Genomic DNA, 14,553 nt, shown 5'->3' on the forward strand with positions numbered 1-14,553 from the left:
GCGGGCTTTTTAATTAAGTAACTCGTCGATTTCGAGCCCCAGCGTGCAAGATTCGTTCGGGCCTGACAGCACTCGCGCCACCCGGGCCTTGGCGCGCAGCATCGGGTTGTGCCCGTGGCTTGAGCTGAGGCTGATGGTCATTTCAGTGCCTACCGGCAGTGCGCGGTCTACCTCAACAGACATGCCGCCACCGCTTAAATCGCAGCACAAGCCGCTCAAGGTTTGATTGTCATCAAGGGTAATGGCAACCGGGGAATCTACCCGCATGCGAATAAAGTTGCGTTTTTCACTGTAGGCGCGGTTTGCAAGACTCATAACGTACTTCCTGTGTGGTTTGTATTGCTCAAACGGTGTTTGGGCATTGTTATTATGGTGGTGGCCAGGCCATAAGGCTCGAAGGCACACCCCAATCAGGTGCGTGTAACGGTTTGTGAGTGTTGGAGGCACGCCGACATCGGCTGTGTTCGTGAGGGCTGTGCCAAGTGCACAATCTGTGCAACTTGGACATAAAAGATACGCCAATTCCCGCCATTTGAGAAGCTTGCAGCATCAACTTTATGGGAGTAGGGTAGGCGGTTTACAGGCTTTGGTTGGCCTGGGCCGAGGTCTCAGGGTGCTAAGGGTGGCAATGCCTAAGGGTAGAAATGCAGAGCGCTGAAAGCCGACGCCGGCTGCTGATCATTGATGATGACACCATCGTGCGCCAGAGTATTGTGGTGTACCTCGCCGACAGCGGGTTTGAAGTGATTGAGGCCGCCAATGGCCAACAAGGGCTAACGCTCTTCTTCCAGGAAACTCCCGATATTGTACTCACCGACCTGCGTATGCCGGGCATCGACGGCTTGCAGGTGTTGCGCCGTATTCATGAAGAATCCCCCAATACCCCGGTGATGGTGATTTCAGGCGCAGGCGTGGTGACTGATGTTGTAGAAGCGCTGCGCCTTGGGGCGAGCGATTACATGATCAAGCCCGTGGTGGATATGGAGATGCTGGTGCACTCCATTGATAAATCCCTAGAGCGCCAGGCCCTGTTGGCCGAAAACCAGCGCTACCGCCAGGAGCTGGAAGAAGCCAACCGCAATTTGCGTGAGCACCTGCGTGTGCTTGAGCGCGACCAAAAGGCTGGCCGCCAGGTACAGCGCCGCTTGCTGCCGCAATACCCTCAAAGCCGGGGTGAGTACCACATTGCCCACCACATTGAGCCTTCGTTGTTTTTAAGTGGCGATTTCATAGATTACGCCTACCTGGGGCACCGCTACCTGGCCTTTTACCTGGCCGATGTCTCAGGCCACGGCGCAAGCTCTGCCTTTGTGACGGTATGGCTAAAGCACCTGGTGACGCGGCTGGTACGTGAAGAAGGGCTGTTTGCCGATGCCAGCTCCTTTGAGCAGGGCACCAGCGAGCTGTTATCGGTCATGAACCGTGAGCTGCTGGATACCGCCTTGGGCCATCACCTCACGCTCTTTACCGGCGTGATAGATACCCAAACCCACGAGTTGCGCTATAGCGTTGCGGGTCACCTGCCGATGCCCGTCATTATAGATAGCCAGGGCGCACGCTTTCTGACCGGGGAAGGCAAGGCGGTCGGGATATTCAAAGATGCCAGCTGGGAGGTGTGGTCTTGCGCCTTGCCGGAACAGTTTAGCCTGCAGGCATTTTCAGACGGTGTGCTAGAGGTGCTGGAGGCCGACAATTTAGCCGATAAAGAGGTTGAATTGCTGTCTAGGCTCGGTAATATGCCGCGCACTGTTTCGGCGGTGTGTGAGGCGCTCAATCTGGACCAGATAGAGGAGGCTCCTGATGACATTGCCGTTTTATCGATTTCACGAGGGTTAGCGGGTGCGTGAAGGGCAGATCCTGGTGGCGGATCACCAGGGTGTTTACGTCATTAAGTTGGTGGGCGACGTCCGTTTGACCCTCTGTATCTCCTTCGATTCCTTTATCGATCGTATGTTCGCAGACGAGCACTTTATATCCGTGGTGTTCGATCTCACAGCCGCCGAAGCCATAGACTCCACCACTCTCGGGCTGATGGCAAAAATCTCACTGCTCGCCCAGGAACGCCATGGGCTGGTGCCTACGCTGGTAAGCAATAATCCGGGCATTGATCGCATCTTGCAAACCATGGGGTTTGCGGAAATTTTCTGCATTGTAAGAGATGCCGACACCGAGGCACCCGATGCCGAGGCGCTGTGTGTAGACTGCGCAGATGAAGGCGACGTGAAGGCGCGGGTGCTAGAGGCGCACCGCATATTGGTGGGGCTCAATGCCGATAACCGCGATGCTTTCAAAGACCTGATTGCCACCCTCGAAAAAGATTGCTAGCTGCCCGCCTTTTCCGCGAGCTTGGCCCGAATAAAATCACTGTGTGATACGTGAATCAGCTCCGCCAGCTTGCGGATGGTGTGCTCTTCGTATTTATCCAGATTGCCGTCGGCATAGGCTACCGCCCACATGGCCTGAACCAGTTCAAATTTCTCTGCCTGGGAAAACTCATCGTTGATGACGCGGGTAAACTCGTACACAGAGGTGGCTTTATCCTGGTGCTCTGTGGCCTGGGTAATCAGGTGTTCAATTTCGGTATTGCCCAATTTGTGGCTCTTGGCCAAGGCGTTTACCAGGGCCTGGCGCTCGGTTTCGTCGAGCTGGCCGTCGGCCATGGCTACCTCAACCAGCAGCGCAATGCCGGCCAGTTGCTGGCAGGGGCGGGTTTCCAGAGTGGGTTCGTCGAACAGGTTTTTCAGTAACTCTACAATCACATTCGGCTCCTGATTTCATCGAGCGCAAGGTCAACAAGCTCGGCGCCGGCACCGGCCTTATGGGCACCTGCGCTGATTACCCGCCTGAACTGCTTGCCGCCCGGCTGGCCGTGAAACAACCCAAGCAAATGCCGGGTGATGTGGTGCAATCGCATGCCGCTCGCCAACTGCCCATCAATATAACCCAGCATGTCATTCATAATGGCTAGCCGGTCTTGCGCAACAGACGCCTCACCGTAAATGGCTGCGTCCACCTCGGTCAGCAACCAGGGGTTGTGATAGGCCTCGCGGCCCACCATCACGCCGTCTACGTGGGCGAGCTGGGCCTGGCACTCGGCCAGGGTTTTCAGGCCACCGTTGATAATGATTTCAAGGTTTGGGTGTTCCTGTTTCAGGCGATGTACGCGCTCGTAATTGAGCGGGGGCACTTCGCGGTTTTCCTTGGGGCTTAAACCCTTTAGCCAGGCCTTGCGGGCGTGCACGATGAAGGTGGCACAGCCGGTTTCGGCAATGGGCGCTACAAATTGCGCCAGGCCTTCATCGTCGTCCATGTCGTCGATGCCAATACGGTGCTTTACTGTAACGGGAATAGATACGGCATCTTGCATGGCTTTTATGCAGTCGGCCACAAGCTTTGGGTGCGCCATCAGGCAGGCGCCAATCATTCCGTTCTGTACGCGATCAGAAGGGCAGCCGCAATTGAGGTTGATCTCGTCGTAACCCCAGCTCTCGGCCATTTTTGCACAGGCGGCAAGCTCCTGTGGGTTGCTGCCGCCCACCTGCAGCGCCACCGGGTGCTCTTCGGGGTTGTAGTTTAAAAACCGCTCCCGGTCGCCGTGAATCAAGGCGCCAGTGGTGACCATTTCGGTATAGAGAAACGCGCGCTTGCTCAGCAGGCGCCAAAAATACCGGCAGTGGCGATCAGACCACTCCATCATGGGCGCCAGGCTAAACCGGCGGGGGCTATAACTGGGTGACAATCTTATTCCTCCTCAAAAGTTCGCCATTTTAGCCGAGCTGGCCACAAAAATCTGAAATAGTCCTTTTGGCGGTTTTTAACTTCATTAGAGACTCGTTAAACTGGTGCATTACCCATGCGTTGTACAAAGCCATGAATCGCACAGCACTTGCCATGCCCAATGTTAACTTGAAGCCCAAGGTCATCAACCACCGTGCCAGTCGTACGGCGGAGCAGTTGTACTTTTTGTTTCAAAACGCCTATCGCCAAGAGGCGCGCTGGCTGGGTGAAGCAGCCAAACGTTATTTTTTGCCAATGCAGCGCGATGCGGCCGCCATTCGCCTGGCCCCCAGCCGCATGCTTGGCTTGGAGAGCCAGGCGGGCGAAGTACAAGCCGTTATCGAGCTTGTTGAGCCCGTGCCCGAACAGCCCTGGTGTGAAATCGTGGGCCTGTGTGTGGCGCCTGCGGCCCAGCGCAAGGGCTTTGCCGCCCGCCTGTTGCAGGTTGCACTCGATACCTATGGCGCCAAAGGCACGGCCTTGCGCGTGAGTGTGGCAGAGGGCAATGCACCCGCCCAAGCCTTGTACGAGCGTTTTCAATTCAAGCCCGTCGGGCGCGAGAAAAAGCACGGTGTTACCTTGCTGTTGCTTGAGCGCAGCGCCTGACTCGCCAGTCGTCACTTGCCTTTTCCCCCTTGATCACATTTGCAAGCAAATGTGGTTTGTTTTGCTATTGAGCCTGCAGCCGCTTTACAGGAGTCTATAGTAAGTCTGGGCAACGCTGCCCGGCGCTGCATCGCCCAAGGCCAGTAAAGATGGTGGGCGTTTGTAGACTAAAAGCGCAAATAACGAATTACCCGCCATTGGTTGGCGTCCAACGAGGAACCCCCATGATTTATTCAGGCAAGGCGATAACTGTTCGCGCGTTGGATCAGGGCATAGCAGAGCTGTGTTTTGACCTGACTGACGATTCTGTTAACAAATTCAACCAGCTGACAATCAACGAGCTGAAAGAGGCAACCCAGGCCATCGTGGCGAACGGCCAGGTGAAAGGCCTGCTGGTTACCAGTGGTAAAGACGGTTTTATCGTGGGTGCAGACATCACCGAATTCGGTGCTAACTTCGGCCGCTCCGAAGAAGAAATTGCCGCCAGTGTTTTTGAAACCAATAAAATTTTTAACGCCGTAGAAGATTTACCCATGCCCACCGTGACTGCCATCAACGGCGTGGCCTTAGGCGGCGGATTGGAAATGGCACTGGCCACCGACTACCGCGTAATGAGCGACGTTGCCAAAATCGGTTTGCCGGAAGTGAAGCTCGGCATCATGCCAGGCTTTGGCGGTACGGTACGTTTGCCGCGCGTGGCCGGTGCCGACAACGCTATTGAGTGGATTGCCTCTGGTAAAGAGCAGCGTGCCGATAAAGCCCTGGCCGATGGCGTAGTGGATGCCGTGGTTAGCCCAGACAAGCTGCGTGAGGCGGGCCTTGATTTGTTGGGCCGCTGCATCAGTGGTGAGCTGGATTACAAAGCCAAGCGCCAGGAAAAGCTTGAGAAGCTAAAAATTAACGATATCGAATCGTTAATGGTATTTGAAACAGCCAAGGGTTTTGTGGCAGGCCAGGCGGGTAAACACTACCCGGCGCCTGTGACAGCGGTTAAATCCATGCAGAAAAACAGCACGCTCGGGCGCGATGAGGCATTGAAGGTTGAAGCTGCGGGTATCGCAAAACTTGCCAAAACGCCGGTAGCTGCCAACCTGGTGAACCTGTTTTTGGGCGATCAAATGCTCATGAAAAAAGGTAAAACCCAAGCTAAAGCTGCAAAAAAAGTTGAGAAGGGCGCCGTGCTGGGTGCCGGTATTATGGGTGGCGGTATCGCCTATCAGTCGGCCTACAAAGGCACGCCCATTTTAATGAAAGATATCGCGCAGGCAGGTCTTGATCTCGGCATGGGTGAGGCAGCCAAGCTGTTGTCCAAGCTTGTGGATCGCAACCGTATGAGCGCTGGTGAAATGGCCAAAACCCTCACCAATATCACGCCTACCTTGTCTTACGATGGTATAGACAGTGCCGATGTCATTGTTGAAGCGGTAGTGGAAAACCCCAAGGTGAAGCACGCGGTATTGAGCGAAGTGGAAGGCAAGATGCGCGCAGACGCCATTCTTACCTCTAATACTTCTACCATTTCAATCGACTACCTGGCAGAACCCCTGAAGCGCCCGGAAAATTTCTGTGGCATGCACTTCTTTAACCCGGTGCACAAAATGCCTTTGGTTGAAGTTATTCGCGGTGCCAAAACCTCCGATACGGCGGTTGCCGCAACTGTGGGCTACGCCCTGGCCATGGGCAAAAAGCCGGTGGTGGTGCGCGATTGCCCGGGCTTTTTGGTAAACCGTATCTTGTCGCCCTACATGGGTTGCTTCATGCAGATGGTGCACGAAGGTGCAGACTTTGCCGCTATCGACAAAGTGATGGAAAAATTCGGTTGGCCTATGGGCCCTGCCTACTTGTGTGATGTTGTGGGTATTGATACCGGGGTGCACGCCGGTGGCGTAATGGCCGAGGGCTTCCCTGACCGCATGGCCTACGATTACAAAACTGCCAGCGAACTGCTCTACGAGGCCAAGCGTCTCGGCCAGAAAAACGGCAAGGGTTACTACGCCTACGAAACCGATCGCAAGGGGCGCTTGCAAAAAGTGGCAGACGATTCCGTTTGGGAATTGTTGAAAGGTCACGTGGGTGAACGCAAAGAATTTTCAGAAGAGGAAATTACCGAGCGTCTAATGGTGGCCTTGTGCCTGGAATCGGTACGCTGCCTGGAAGACAACATAGTAGACAGCGCAACCGAGCTCGACATGGCGCTGATTTATGGCATCGGTTTCCCACCCTTCCACGGTGGTGCTATTCGCTATATGGAAAGCCTGGGCCTGGCCAATTTTGTGGCCATCGCCGATAAATACGCCCACCTTGGCGGCTTGTACAAGGTAACCGATCAACTGCGCGCCAAGGCGGAAGCCGGCCAATCATATTTCGCCTAAGGAGTACTGAACATGAAACTTAATCCAAGAGATGCGGTTATTGTCGATTGCGGCCGAACGGCCATGGGGCGCTCCAAGGGTGGTGTATTTCGCAATACCCGCGCCGAAGATTTGTCAGCCGATTTGGTCAATAGCCTGTTTGCGCGCAACCCGAAGCTCGATGCCGCAGAAGTTGAAGATGTGATTTGGGGCTGTGTAAACCAAACCAAAGAACAGGGCTGGAACATTGCCCGCATGATGAGCCTGATGACTGTTGTGCCCCATTCAGCGGGCGGCCAAACAGTATCGCGTTTGTGTGGTTCATCCATGAGTGCGCTGCACACAGCGGCGCAAGCGATCATGACCAATAACGGCGACATGTTTGTTGTAGGTGGCGTTGAGCACATGGGCCACCTGCCCATGGATCACGGGGTAGACCCAAACCCACGCTTGTCTAAACACGCTGCCAAGGCTGCGGGCATGATGGGCCTGACGGCGGAATTTCTGGCGCTGATGCATGGCATTTCACGCGAGCAGCAAGATGCCTTCGGCGAGCGCTCACACCGCCTGGCACACAAGGCAACAGTAGATGGCAAGTTCGCCCGTGAAATTCTGGCGCGCGAAGGCCACGATGCCAACGGTTTTAAAATTATGGTGAGCCAGGATGAAACCATCCGCCCTGAAACCACCGTTGAAGGTTTATCGCAATTAAAGCCCGCCTTTAACCCCAAGGGCGGTACTGTGACTGCCGGTACGTCTTCACAAATTTCAGACGGCGCCAGTGCCATGATTGTGATGAGCGCCGAGCGTGCTCAAGCGCTTGGCGTTACGCCAATTGCCAAGATTCGCGCCATGGCCGTGGCCGGTGTAGACCCATCTATCATGGGTTATGGCCCGGTACCTTCAACGCAAAAGGCGTTGCAGCGTGCAGGCCTTACCATGAACGACGTTAACTACCTAGAGCTCAATGAAGCCTTCGCCGCGCAGGCATTGCCGGTGCTGAAAGATTTGGGCCTGCTCGACAAAATGGATGAAATGGTAAACCTATACGGCGGCGCCATCGCCTTGGGCCACCCCTTCGGATGTTCGGGCACCCGTATTACCACCACCATGTTGAACGTGATGCAAGATCGCGATTTCAGCATTGGCGTATCCACCATGTGTGTGGGGCTGGGCCAGGGTATTTCTACGGTTATCGAGCGTATTTAGTACACCCGAATATCGCGTTCTAAAAGCAATAGCTAAAAATAAACAAGGCGCCGAAAGGCGCCTTGTGTGTTTCTACGGCACCGGCTGGTGCCAAAAGCCCGCGTCGCTATTTGCGGCGGCGTGCTTGAGCGAGCCCTAACAGGCCAAGGCCCAAGAGCAGCAGTGAACCTGGCTCTGGCACCTTGGTAAAGCTGATGGCTTCAATGTAGCCGCCCGGTGCATCGTTCCAGCCGGTAGCTGCGATGGCGTAGTAGGTGTAACCCATGCTGTTCATTGGCAGGCCGGTGTTGAGGTACTCATTGGCCGTAGGAACCTTTTGTACCAAACCGTTATTGCCCAGTAGTGAGAAATAATTGTCACCATCGGTACTGGCAAACACGTTAAACATCGACTTATTGCCAGATGTGGCGTTCATGCCGGTATTTTCAGTGTGGTTGCCGTTAAACCATACGGTATCCAGAATCACAGACAGGTCGAAATCAAAAAAGATGATCTCATCGCCAACCGCCGCGGTAATCAGGTTGGGTTGCAGGTTGTCGTTATCGGAATTAACGCCACCTGAGGCACCCGTGTAGGCACCCAGGCCACCATGCGATGGGGTAATGTCTTGATAGACAGTGCCACCAGTGGTGATATCGCCTGAGATCGAGAAACTGGCGCCAGCCAGGTTCATGCTGTGAGATACGCCGGCCGCCGTTGAAAACAGGCCATAATCCAGGCTTGTGCCTTTTACATCAGTGCCGTTTGCCGTGCCGCCTGTGCCGAGTACCACGTCGCCAAGTTTGGCTGTGCCACCGTTGTTGCCATCAAAAATAATGGTGGTTGCCTGAGCTGTGCTCGCGGCAAAACCCAGAGCCAGCGCACAGGCCGTGCGTTTAAAAATAGAGGTGTGTTTCATAAGTGCTTCCTTGTCGTTGGTTATTAAGGCCTGGTAATCGGTCCTGCGTTGATTGCCTTTTGTGGCCGCAATCAGTAAAGCAACATATGTACCATTATTAATAGTCTATATATTTCAATAACTTAGGCTTATTCTCTGCGTGAAGTGGTACGGATGTGTAAGTTTGTTCGACAGTTAACTACACCGTGCGCAGGCCTTTGCAAGCGTGTTAACCTTTGCCTCCCAACACGCGTTTGAAACACTATGGCTGAGCGATCCAAAAAAGCAGGCACCCGCCAACACCTGATGCAAACCGCTATTAACCTCTACGCCAGGCATGGGTTAGACGGGGTTTCCCTTCGGCAAATCGGTGCTGCCGCCGGCGCTAAAAACTCGGCTGCCATGCACTATCACTTTACCGATAAGCTCGGGCTGCTGGATGCCTCTGTGGCCTACATTCGCGATCAGCTGGCCCAGGTGGAAGTGGCGCTTGCTCAGCCCCAGCCGAGCAACCTTGAGTTGCTGGTTGAGGCGGAGGTGATGGTTTGGGCTCATATGACCGTGGTGCCTGATTGGGGGCAGTCGGCGGTGAAACTGGTGTCGCGGTTGTTGCTGGAATTTGATACCGATATTCGCCAAATATTGAATCACCACCTGGGGAGCCGGGCAGTTCGCTTCCGCGGCCATCTACAGGAACTTTTCCCGTCGGCGAGTGCCAAGCAGGTGGCCGTGCGCAGCCTGTTGGCGCTAGACAGTATTGTTCATGGTACTGCTGAGGTAGATGTGATCACTGCCGCGCCCTTTCCAGACATTGGCCCTTTAAGCCTGGAAGATACCCGCCCAGAGCTCATTCGCTATGTTGTGCAAGGCCTGCGTTTCTAGCGGCTTTCGCGCTTTTCATCTTTTTCGCCCAGCTCACACTGCACCCCCTGGCGCCTGGGTAGCGGCTGATTCTGTCTATTTCCTATAAAGCGTTGTTCAACGTGGTTGATTGGCGTGGCTTTTGTCGCACTTAGTAAAAAATAAAGCAGTTGCTTTACTTTTGGGGTGGGTTTGTATTACCTTGCTGCTAATGGCGGCGTGAGATCGGTAAGTCGCCTAGGAGGAGAGCGCTGTGAATGTCCAGTTTTTTTGCCCCCTGTGGGGGTTAACAGATACCCCGATAACCGATGCACTGGCCAAAATTAAATCGGCCGGGTTCGTGGGGGTTGAAACCGCCATACCCGACGCACGCAACAGCGGTGAGGTGGTGAGGCATCTGGTGCGGGAGTTTGATCTGCGCTTGATTGCTCAGGCGGTAATGGCTCCGGCCCGTACCTTTGAGGCCTATCGCAAAGAATACCTTGAGGAGTTAACCGCACTGGTTGCACTCAGGCCCGCCCTGATTAACTGCCACACCGGGCGCGACTTTTTTAGCTTTGAGCAAAATGTGCAGTTGCTTAACGAGGCGCAAGCCTTGGCCGACAGCAGCGGCGTCGAAATTGTTCATGAAACCCATCGCGGGCGCTTTAGTTTCAACCCTTGGGAGATACATCGTTACCTGGAGGCCGTGCCCGGCCTTAAGCTCAATGCCGATTTCTCACATTGGTGTGTGGTTACCGAATCGCTCATGGAAGACCAGCAGTCTTTGTTCGAGGCAGTAATTCCCCGTTGTCGCCACATTCACGCGCGCGTGGGTTACGCCCAAGGCCCGCAGGTAAATGATCCCCGCGCCCCGCAATGGCAGGCTGAGTTGGATGCGCACTTACATTGGTGGGACAGCATAATAGCCAGCCAGCGTGATGCCGGAGCAACGCAGCTGACCATTACCCCCGAATTTGGCCCGGCGCCTTATATGCCTACCGATGTTGAAAAAAGTCGGCCACTGGCTGATCAGTGGGAGTTGAACCAGTTTATTCATCAATTGCTAGCCGAGCGTTACGCGCAATAGCGCAAATACGTTGTGGCTTAACATCCAATAAAAACAGTCGAGGAAATTGCGATGAACTCACCAGAGGCCGTGATACGTTGGTATAAATCACCAATAGATAAAGACGCCTACCGGAAACTTCTGGAGAAGAAAGATGCCCCCGGGCTGGTATATTTTCTGGGCGGAATGAGCATGCTCGTGGCCCTTGGCGTCTGGGCGTATTTAGCGCTGGGCAGCCTGTGGAGTTATGTGGCGTTTTTTCTCTACGGTAATATTCTTGTGGTATTTGCCAGTTCTGCTTTGCATGAAACCCATCACCGCACGGCGTTTAAAAGCCGCTGGTTAAATGAAGTGGTACATTGGATCTCGGGTTTCATGATAACCAAAGAGGCCGAGTATGATCGCTGGCGCCATCTACAGCACCACTCTTTCACACTTTATGAAAATAAAGATCCGGAAATCTATGCAGGCCGCCCGCCAGTGCATCCACTGTTAATTGCATTTTTGGGTGTGCTGGTTTACCCCCGTGAAATCATTATTCCGTTTATCCATGCAATCGGCATTCAGCCAGGTTATCTCAAGGGTAAGGTTGCTGAAAACACTTGGAGGAAAATTGTTTGGTCGTCACGCCTGTATGTTGTAGTGGCGCTGGGCATTGTGGCTTGGGCGGTATTGATTGAAAGCTGGCTGCCTATTGTGTACACCTTCTTCGCAGCCTACTACGGCGGTGTGTTGATGATTTTTGTCCAGTCTACGCAGCATGCTGGTCTTGCGATTAATGAACCCGATCATCGGCTGACCACCCGCACTACCTACATGAATCCGTTTATGCGGTTTATTTACTGGGATATGAACTATCACATCGAGCATCACATGTTTGCAGGTGTACCTTTCCACTCGTTGGCCAGGCTACACGAGTTGGTGAAGAGCGATATGCCAGAGCCTGCACCAAGCTTTAGCGCTGCCGTGCGTGAGGCGATGCCTGCCTGGATTAAGGTGCTCAAATCGCCCGACGATTTCATTCGCCCCGAGCTGCCAGCTAGGCAGGCGTGATATAAGCGTTTGAAGTTGCAGGTGTCTGATGGTGTGGAGCCTCACCCGAAACGGTGGGGCTTTCAGTTTTTTGGTGGCAGGCCTCCCGGCCTGGGCGCATCAGGCCTATTGATAACACGCCAGGATTTTGCGGCTTGATTAAAAAAGCCCGAGGCAGTGTAGGCCTCGTTCACCTCCCCACTACTGATGAGCTGCTTGATGCCTGCGTTCAGCGCCTGGCCAATGAGCTGCGCTTGCGGGTGTTGCCGGGTAATTAAAAATACCCGCTCAACGGGAAAGCTTACTTGTATTCCGGGAATGGGTAACAATTGTTGATCATCAAGCACGTGAATGGCCAAGTCTTTACGATGGGAGAAGGGCGCGAGCAGGGCGTCTGCGCGTTTTGCCAGCACCATCTTAACCATGGAGTCCCAGTTGCTGACCTTGGTGATTTTATTGATGCCCATGCTTTTTAAAAGCTCAATGTCAAACAGCCAATTATTGGCCACCACAAAGTGCAAGGTGCGCAAGCCTTGAAGGTGAGTTTGATTGATTGCATGCTGATTGTGGGCACTGGTGTATACGCCCACATTAAATTCGCCACGTTGAATGATGGGCAGGCTGATATCCAGCGACAGCGGCGTTCGCTCGGCATCGTTGGCAAACATAGTGGTGCCAGAAAGTGATATCAGCCCATCATGGATTTGTTGGGTGATACGTAGGTAGCCATCGATGGGTGCCAGCACCAAGGGTGCGTTAATGCCGCCCAAACGCAGTGCGCGTTGCACCAACGCCACCTCAACTACGTCGCGCCGGCTTTTGGGGTGTGTGTAATCTGGCTTATGGTAAAAGGAGTGGTTTTGGCCGAACATGGCGTAGTAATCGGTTAATACGTCTGAGGGCACGCCGATGCTCACAGGAGCCTCAATGGCAGTATTGCCAGCATGGCTTTGCGCCTGCACGCCACCGGGCCACACAAGTAGTGTGCCCACGATGGATGCGGCGGTGAGCAGCCGTTGGGCGAGGTTCGGCATAGGGGCGGTGTTTCGCTATTAAAGGTCTTTTTAGATTGTAGCTTATGGCCGCTTTACTCTGGCACCTTTATTGGGCCAGCAGCGTTGGATAATGAATGGGTAGGGTTGCAATTTAAGGGTAGAGCTTGTGACTGAAATTACATGGCAAGATTTTCAGAAGGTTGCACTGTGTGTGGGTACCATTGTAGGCGCCGAGGTTTTTAAGGAGGCGCGCAAACCCGCCTATAAGCTGCAGGTGGATTTTGGCGGCGACATAGGCATTCGTAAGTCCAGTGCGCAGATTACCGATTTGTATGATTTACAATCTTTGGTAGGAAAGCAGGTGGTGGCCGTGGTGAATTTCCCGCCCAAACAAATAGGGCCTATGATGTCTGAGTGCCTGGTTACCGGCTTTCACCGCGAGGATGGTGCGGTAGTGCTGGCTGTACCTGATGGCAAGGTGCCCAACGGTAGCCGTCTTGCTTAAACTTACGAATCCGGAACAGTTATTGCTTTACCTATATTGAAAGCTACGTGTATCGCAAGATACATGCAGGCCTATGGGCTAAAGTAAGTAGACGGCTCGTAATTGTAAGTGATTAAGGAGGTTAGGATGCAATTGCAACATTCTCATACAATAGATGAGTTATTTCAGCAGCTCGGCTTAGAGCATACTGATGAAGCCATTGAAGCATTTATTGAATCCCACAAGCTCAAACGTGACGATGGCGAGCTTTACGATGCGCCTTTTTGGTCGTCCTCTCAGGCGAAATTTTTGGAAGAGGCAAAAGCGTACGATGCCGACTGGGCTGAACCCGTCGATGAATTGGATGCCCGTTTGCGCAGCTAACTCAGGTAAAAATACCTGCATCTCATCTGTTAGCTGCCAGCACAATAATGCCGGCAAGTTAATGTAAAAGGGCAGCCACCAAGTGGCTGCCCTTTTTATTTGGCGTTTTATTTCCGTTTTAGAACCCGGCCTGACTCAAGGCTATTGCGCGTGTTTTAAAGGGCTTGGGGTGGCTGGCTGCGTGCGCAGTCTTTCTCAGCTCAAGCCCAAGCTCAAGCCCAAGCCCAAGCCCGGGCTTTCTATGAACGCCGATCAGCTATGCCTTAGAAGGTGTAAGCGGCGCCCACTGAAATAAAGTCTACATCGGCATCGTCCAGCTTCAGGCGTTCGTATTCAGCGCGCAATTGAAATGAGGCCAGCTGAAACTTGGCACCCAGGCCGTAGGCCGGATCTGAACCTGAGCTATCGTCGGTAACGCTCGGGCCTTTGATTTTGCTATCCCAGTTCATCACGCCGGCTTTGGCAAAAACGCCAAAGGGGCCGAAGTTCAGGCCTGCCAGTGCGTGACCCTGCAAAGCGGTGCTGGTGAGGGTGTGGTCTTCATCTAAAATGTCGCCCACCTGGCTGCCGAAATCCACATAAGTGCCTTCCACGGCGAGGTTAATCAAAGGGATCAAGCCGAAGTTGTAGCCCACAAAGACTTTGTAGCCGGTGTCGTCATCATCAATGCTGGTGCCGTCGCCTTTGTAGCTCAGTTGCGAGCTGCCTACAGAGCCGCCCAGGTAGAAGCCAGTGTCATCGCCGGCAAGGGCAGTTTGGCTGAGCATCAGTGGGCTGGCCAGGGCCATAGCTGTGAGTAGTTTCTTCATGATCATTCCTCTGTGGTATTGGTGTAGCTTGTGTGCACAAGTAGCGCTACAAATGTGTGGTTAGTATAAACCTGCGAGTGCAGCTTGCATGACGGGCTTTCCCTGTGATGTGACGCGGGT

16 protein-coding genes are annotated in these 14,553 nt (G+C 53.8%); 10 read left to right on the forward strand and 6 right to left on the reverse strand.

Features of this window, described 5'->3' with window-relative positions:
- Positions 1–9 precede the first annotated feature (9 nt).
- A complete protein-coding gene (locus tag L1F30_RS05425) occupies positions 10–315 on the reverse strand; it encodes a PilZ domain-containing protein (RefSeq protein ID WP_253360367.1) in 306 nt (101 codons plus the stop codon).
- A gap of 329 nt (positions 316–644) precedes the next feature.
- On the opposite strand from L1F30_RS05425, the gene L1F30_RS05430 reads away from it, so the two are divergent.
- Positions 645–1,847 carry a response regulator gene (locus L1F30_RS05430; protein ID WP_253360369.1) on the forward strand — a complete coding sequence of 401 codons (1,203 nt, stop codon included), beginning with the start codon at positions 645–647 and terminating at the stop codon, positions 1,845–1,847.
- The gene (locus L1F30_RS05435; RefSeq protein WP_253360371.1) at positions 1,840–2,325 is read left to right on the forward strand and encodes an STAS domain-containing protein; all 486 of its coding nucleotides are present in this window, start codon (positions 1,840–1,842) and stop codon (positions 2,323–2,325) included. The genes L1F30_RS05430 and L1F30_RS05435 overlap by 8 nt, the downstream gene beginning before the upstream one ends.
- Here L1F30_RS05435 and L1F30_RS05440 read toward each other — a convergent pair.
- Both L1F30_RS05440 and dusA read right to left on the reverse strand, forming a co-directional pair.
- Positions 2,322–2,759 (reverse strand): TerB family tellurite resistance protein, encoded by a 438-nt coding sequence (locus L1F30_RS05440; protein ID WP_253360373.1) that lies wholly within the window; start codon positions 2,757–2,759, stop codon positions 2,322–2,324. The two genes, L1F30_RS05435 and L1F30_RS05440, sit on opposite strands and share 4 nt — an antisense overlap.
- Complete coding sequence (gene dusA, locus L1F30_RS05445; RefSeq protein ID WP_371922659.1) at positions 2,756–3,697, reverse strand: tRNA dihydrouridine(20/20a) synthase DusA; 942 nt, start codon at positions 3,695–3,697, stop codon at positions 2,756–2,758. The genes L1F30_RS05440 and dusA overlap by 4 nt, the downstream gene beginning before the upstream one ends.
- A gap of 173 nt (positions 3,698–3,870) precedes the next feature.
- On the opposite strand from dusA, the gene L1F30_RS05450 reads away from it, so the two are divergent.
- The 3 genes from L1F30_RS05450 to fadA all read left to right on the forward strand — a co-directional run bounded on the left by L1F30_RS05450 (position 3,871) and on the right by fadA (position 7,943).
- Complete coding sequence (locus tag L1F30_RS05450) at positions 3,871–4,383, forward strand: N-acetyltransferase (protein ID WP_253360375.1); 513 nt, start codon at positions 3,871–3,873, stop codon at positions 4,381–4,383.
- Positions 4,384–4,607: 224 nt separating this feature from the next.
- Positions 4,608–6,755: a fatty acid oxidation complex subunit alpha FadB gene (gene fadB / locus L1F30_RS05455; protein ID WP_253360377.1), complete on the forward strand. Its 2,148-nt coding sequence runs from the start codon at positions 4,608–4,610 to the stop codon at positions 6,753–6,755.
- A 12-nt stretch (positions 6,756–6,767) separates the two neighbouring features.
- Positions 6,768–7,943 carry an acetyl-CoA C-acyltransferase FadA gene (gene fadA / locus L1F30_RS05460; RefSeq protein ID WP_253360379.1) on the forward strand — a complete coding sequence of 392 codons (1,176 nt, stop codon included), beginning with the start codon at positions 6,768–6,770 and terminating at the stop codon, positions 7,941–7,943.
- A 106-nt stretch (positions 7,944–8,049) separates the two neighbouring features.
- On the opposite strand, the gene L1F30_RS05465 is transcribed toward fadA, so the two are convergent.
- A complete protein-coding gene (locus tag L1F30_RS05465; RefSeq protein WP_253360386.1) occupies positions 8,050–8,841 on the reverse strand; it encodes a PEP-CTERM sorting domain-containing protein in 792 nt (263 codons plus the stop codon).
- Positions 8,842–9,084: 243 nt separating this feature from the next.
- Between L1F30_RS05465 and L1F30_RS05470 the strand changes: the two genes are divergently transcribed.
- From L1F30_RS05470 to L1F30_RS05480, 3 genes are all read left to right on the forward strand, one after another.
- A complete protein-coding gene (locus L1F30_RS05470; RefSeq protein WP_253360387.1) occupies positions 9,085–9,702 on the forward strand; it encodes a TetR/AcrR family transcriptional regulator in 618 nt (205 codons plus the stop codon).
- Positions 9,703–9,934: 232 nt separating this feature from the next.
- Positions 9,935–10,750 carry a sugar phosphate isomerase/epimerase gene (locus L1F30_RS05475; RefSeq protein ID WP_253360389.1) on the forward strand — a complete coding sequence of 272 codons (816 nt, stop codon included), beginning with the start codon at positions 9,935–9,937 and terminating at the stop codon, positions 10,748–10,750.
- Between the two features lie 51 nt (positions 10,751–10,801).
- Positions 10,802–11,782, forward strand: a complete 981-nt coding sequence (locus tag L1F30_RS05480; RefSeq protein WP_253360390.1) for a fatty acid desaturase — start codon at positions 10,802–10,804, stop codon at positions 11,780–11,782.
- A 62-nt stretch (positions 11,783–11,844) separates the two neighbouring features.
- On the opposite strand, the gene L1F30_RS05485 is transcribed toward L1F30_RS05480, so the two are convergent.
- Positions 11,845–12,795, reverse strand: coding sequence for a hypothetical protein (locus L1F30_RS05485; RefSeq protein ID WP_253360392.1), 951 nt, complete (start codon positions 12,793–12,795; stop codon positions 11,845–11,847).
- A 127-nt stretch (positions 12,796–12,922) separates the two neighbouring features.
- Here L1F30_RS05485 and L1F30_RS05490 point away from each other — a divergent pair, with 127 nt between their 5' ends.
- Both L1F30_RS05490 and L1F30_RS05495 read left to right on the forward strand, forming a co-directional pair.
- Positions 12,923–13,261, forward strand: a complete 339-nt coding sequence (locus L1F30_RS05490; RefSeq protein WP_253360394.1) for a tRNA-binding protein — start codon at positions 12,923–12,925, stop codon at positions 13,259–13,261.
- A gap of 126 nt (positions 13,262–13,387) precedes the next feature.
- Positions 13,388–13,624, forward strand: a complete 237-nt coding sequence (locus tag L1F30_RS05495) for a DUF2789 family protein (protein ID WP_253360396.1) — start codon at positions 13,388–13,390, stop codon at positions 13,622–13,624.
- Positions 13,625–13,887: 263 nt separating this feature from the next.
- On the opposite strand, the gene L1F30_RS05500 is transcribed toward L1F30_RS05495, so the two are convergent.
- Positions 13,888–14,433: a porin family protein gene (locus L1F30_RS05500; protein WP_253360398.1), complete on the reverse strand. Its 546-nt coding sequence runs from the start codon at positions 14,431–14,433 to the stop codon at positions 13,888–13,890.
- Between the last annotated feature and the right edge of the window lie 120 nt (positions 14,434–14,553).

The sequence above is a fragment of the Simiduia sp. 21SJ11W-1 genome, assembly GCF_024138675.1.
GTDB lineage: Bacteria > Pseudomonadota > Gammaproteobacteria > Pseudomonadales > Cellvibrionaceae > Simiduia.

Excerpts from the sequence above, each read along its gene's own strand:
- L1F30_RS05425 (WP_253360367.1), bottom strand. The coding sequence starts at position 315 with ATGAGTCTTGCAAACCGCGCCTACAGTGAAAAACGCAACTTTATTCGC.
- L1F30_RS05430 (WP_253360369.1), top strand. The coding sequence starts at position 645 with ATGCAGAGCGCTGAAAGCCGACGCCGGCTGCTGATCATTGATGATGAC.
- dusA (WP_371922659.1), bottom strand. The coding sequence starts at position 3,697 with ATGATGGAGTGGTCTGATCGCCACTGCCGGTATTTTTGGCGCCTGCTG.
- L1F30_RS05450 (WP_253360375.1), top strand. The coding sequence starts at position 3,871 with ATGAATCGCACAGCACTTGCCATGCCCAATGTTAACTTGAAGCCCAAG.
- fadB (WP_253360377.1), top strand. The coding sequence starts at position 4,608 with ATGATTTATTCAGGCAAGGCGATAACTGTTCGCGCGTTGGATCAGGGC.
- fadA (WP_253360379.1), top strand. The coding sequence starts at position 6,768 with ATGAAACTTAATCCAAGAGATGCGGTTATTGTCGATTGCGGCCGAACG.
- L1F30_RS05465 (WP_253360386.1), bottom strand. The coding sequence starts at position 8,841 with ATGAAACACACCTCTATTTTTAAACGCACGGCCTGTGCGCTGGCTCTG.
- L1F30_RS05470 (WP_253360387.1), top strand. The coding sequence starts at position 9,085 with ATGGCTGAGCGATCCAAAAAAGCAGGCACCCGCCAACACCTGATGCAA.
- L1F30_RS05480 (WP_253360390.1), top strand. The coding sequence starts at position 10,802 with ATGAACTCACCAGAGGCCGTGATACGTTGGTATAAATCACCAATAGAT.
- L1F30_RS05485 (WP_253360392.1), bottom strand. The coding sequence starts at position 12,795 with ATGCCGAACCTCGCCCAACGGCTGCTCACCGCCGCATCCATCGTGGGC.
- L1F30_RS05495 (WP_253360396.1), top strand. The coding sequence starts at position 13,388 with ATGCAATTGCAACATTCTCATACAATAGATGAGTTATTTCAGCAGCTC.
- L1F30_RS05500 (WP_253360398.1), bottom strand. The coding sequence starts at position 14,433 with ATGAAGAAACTACTCACAGCTATGGCCCTGGCCAGCCCACTGATGCTC.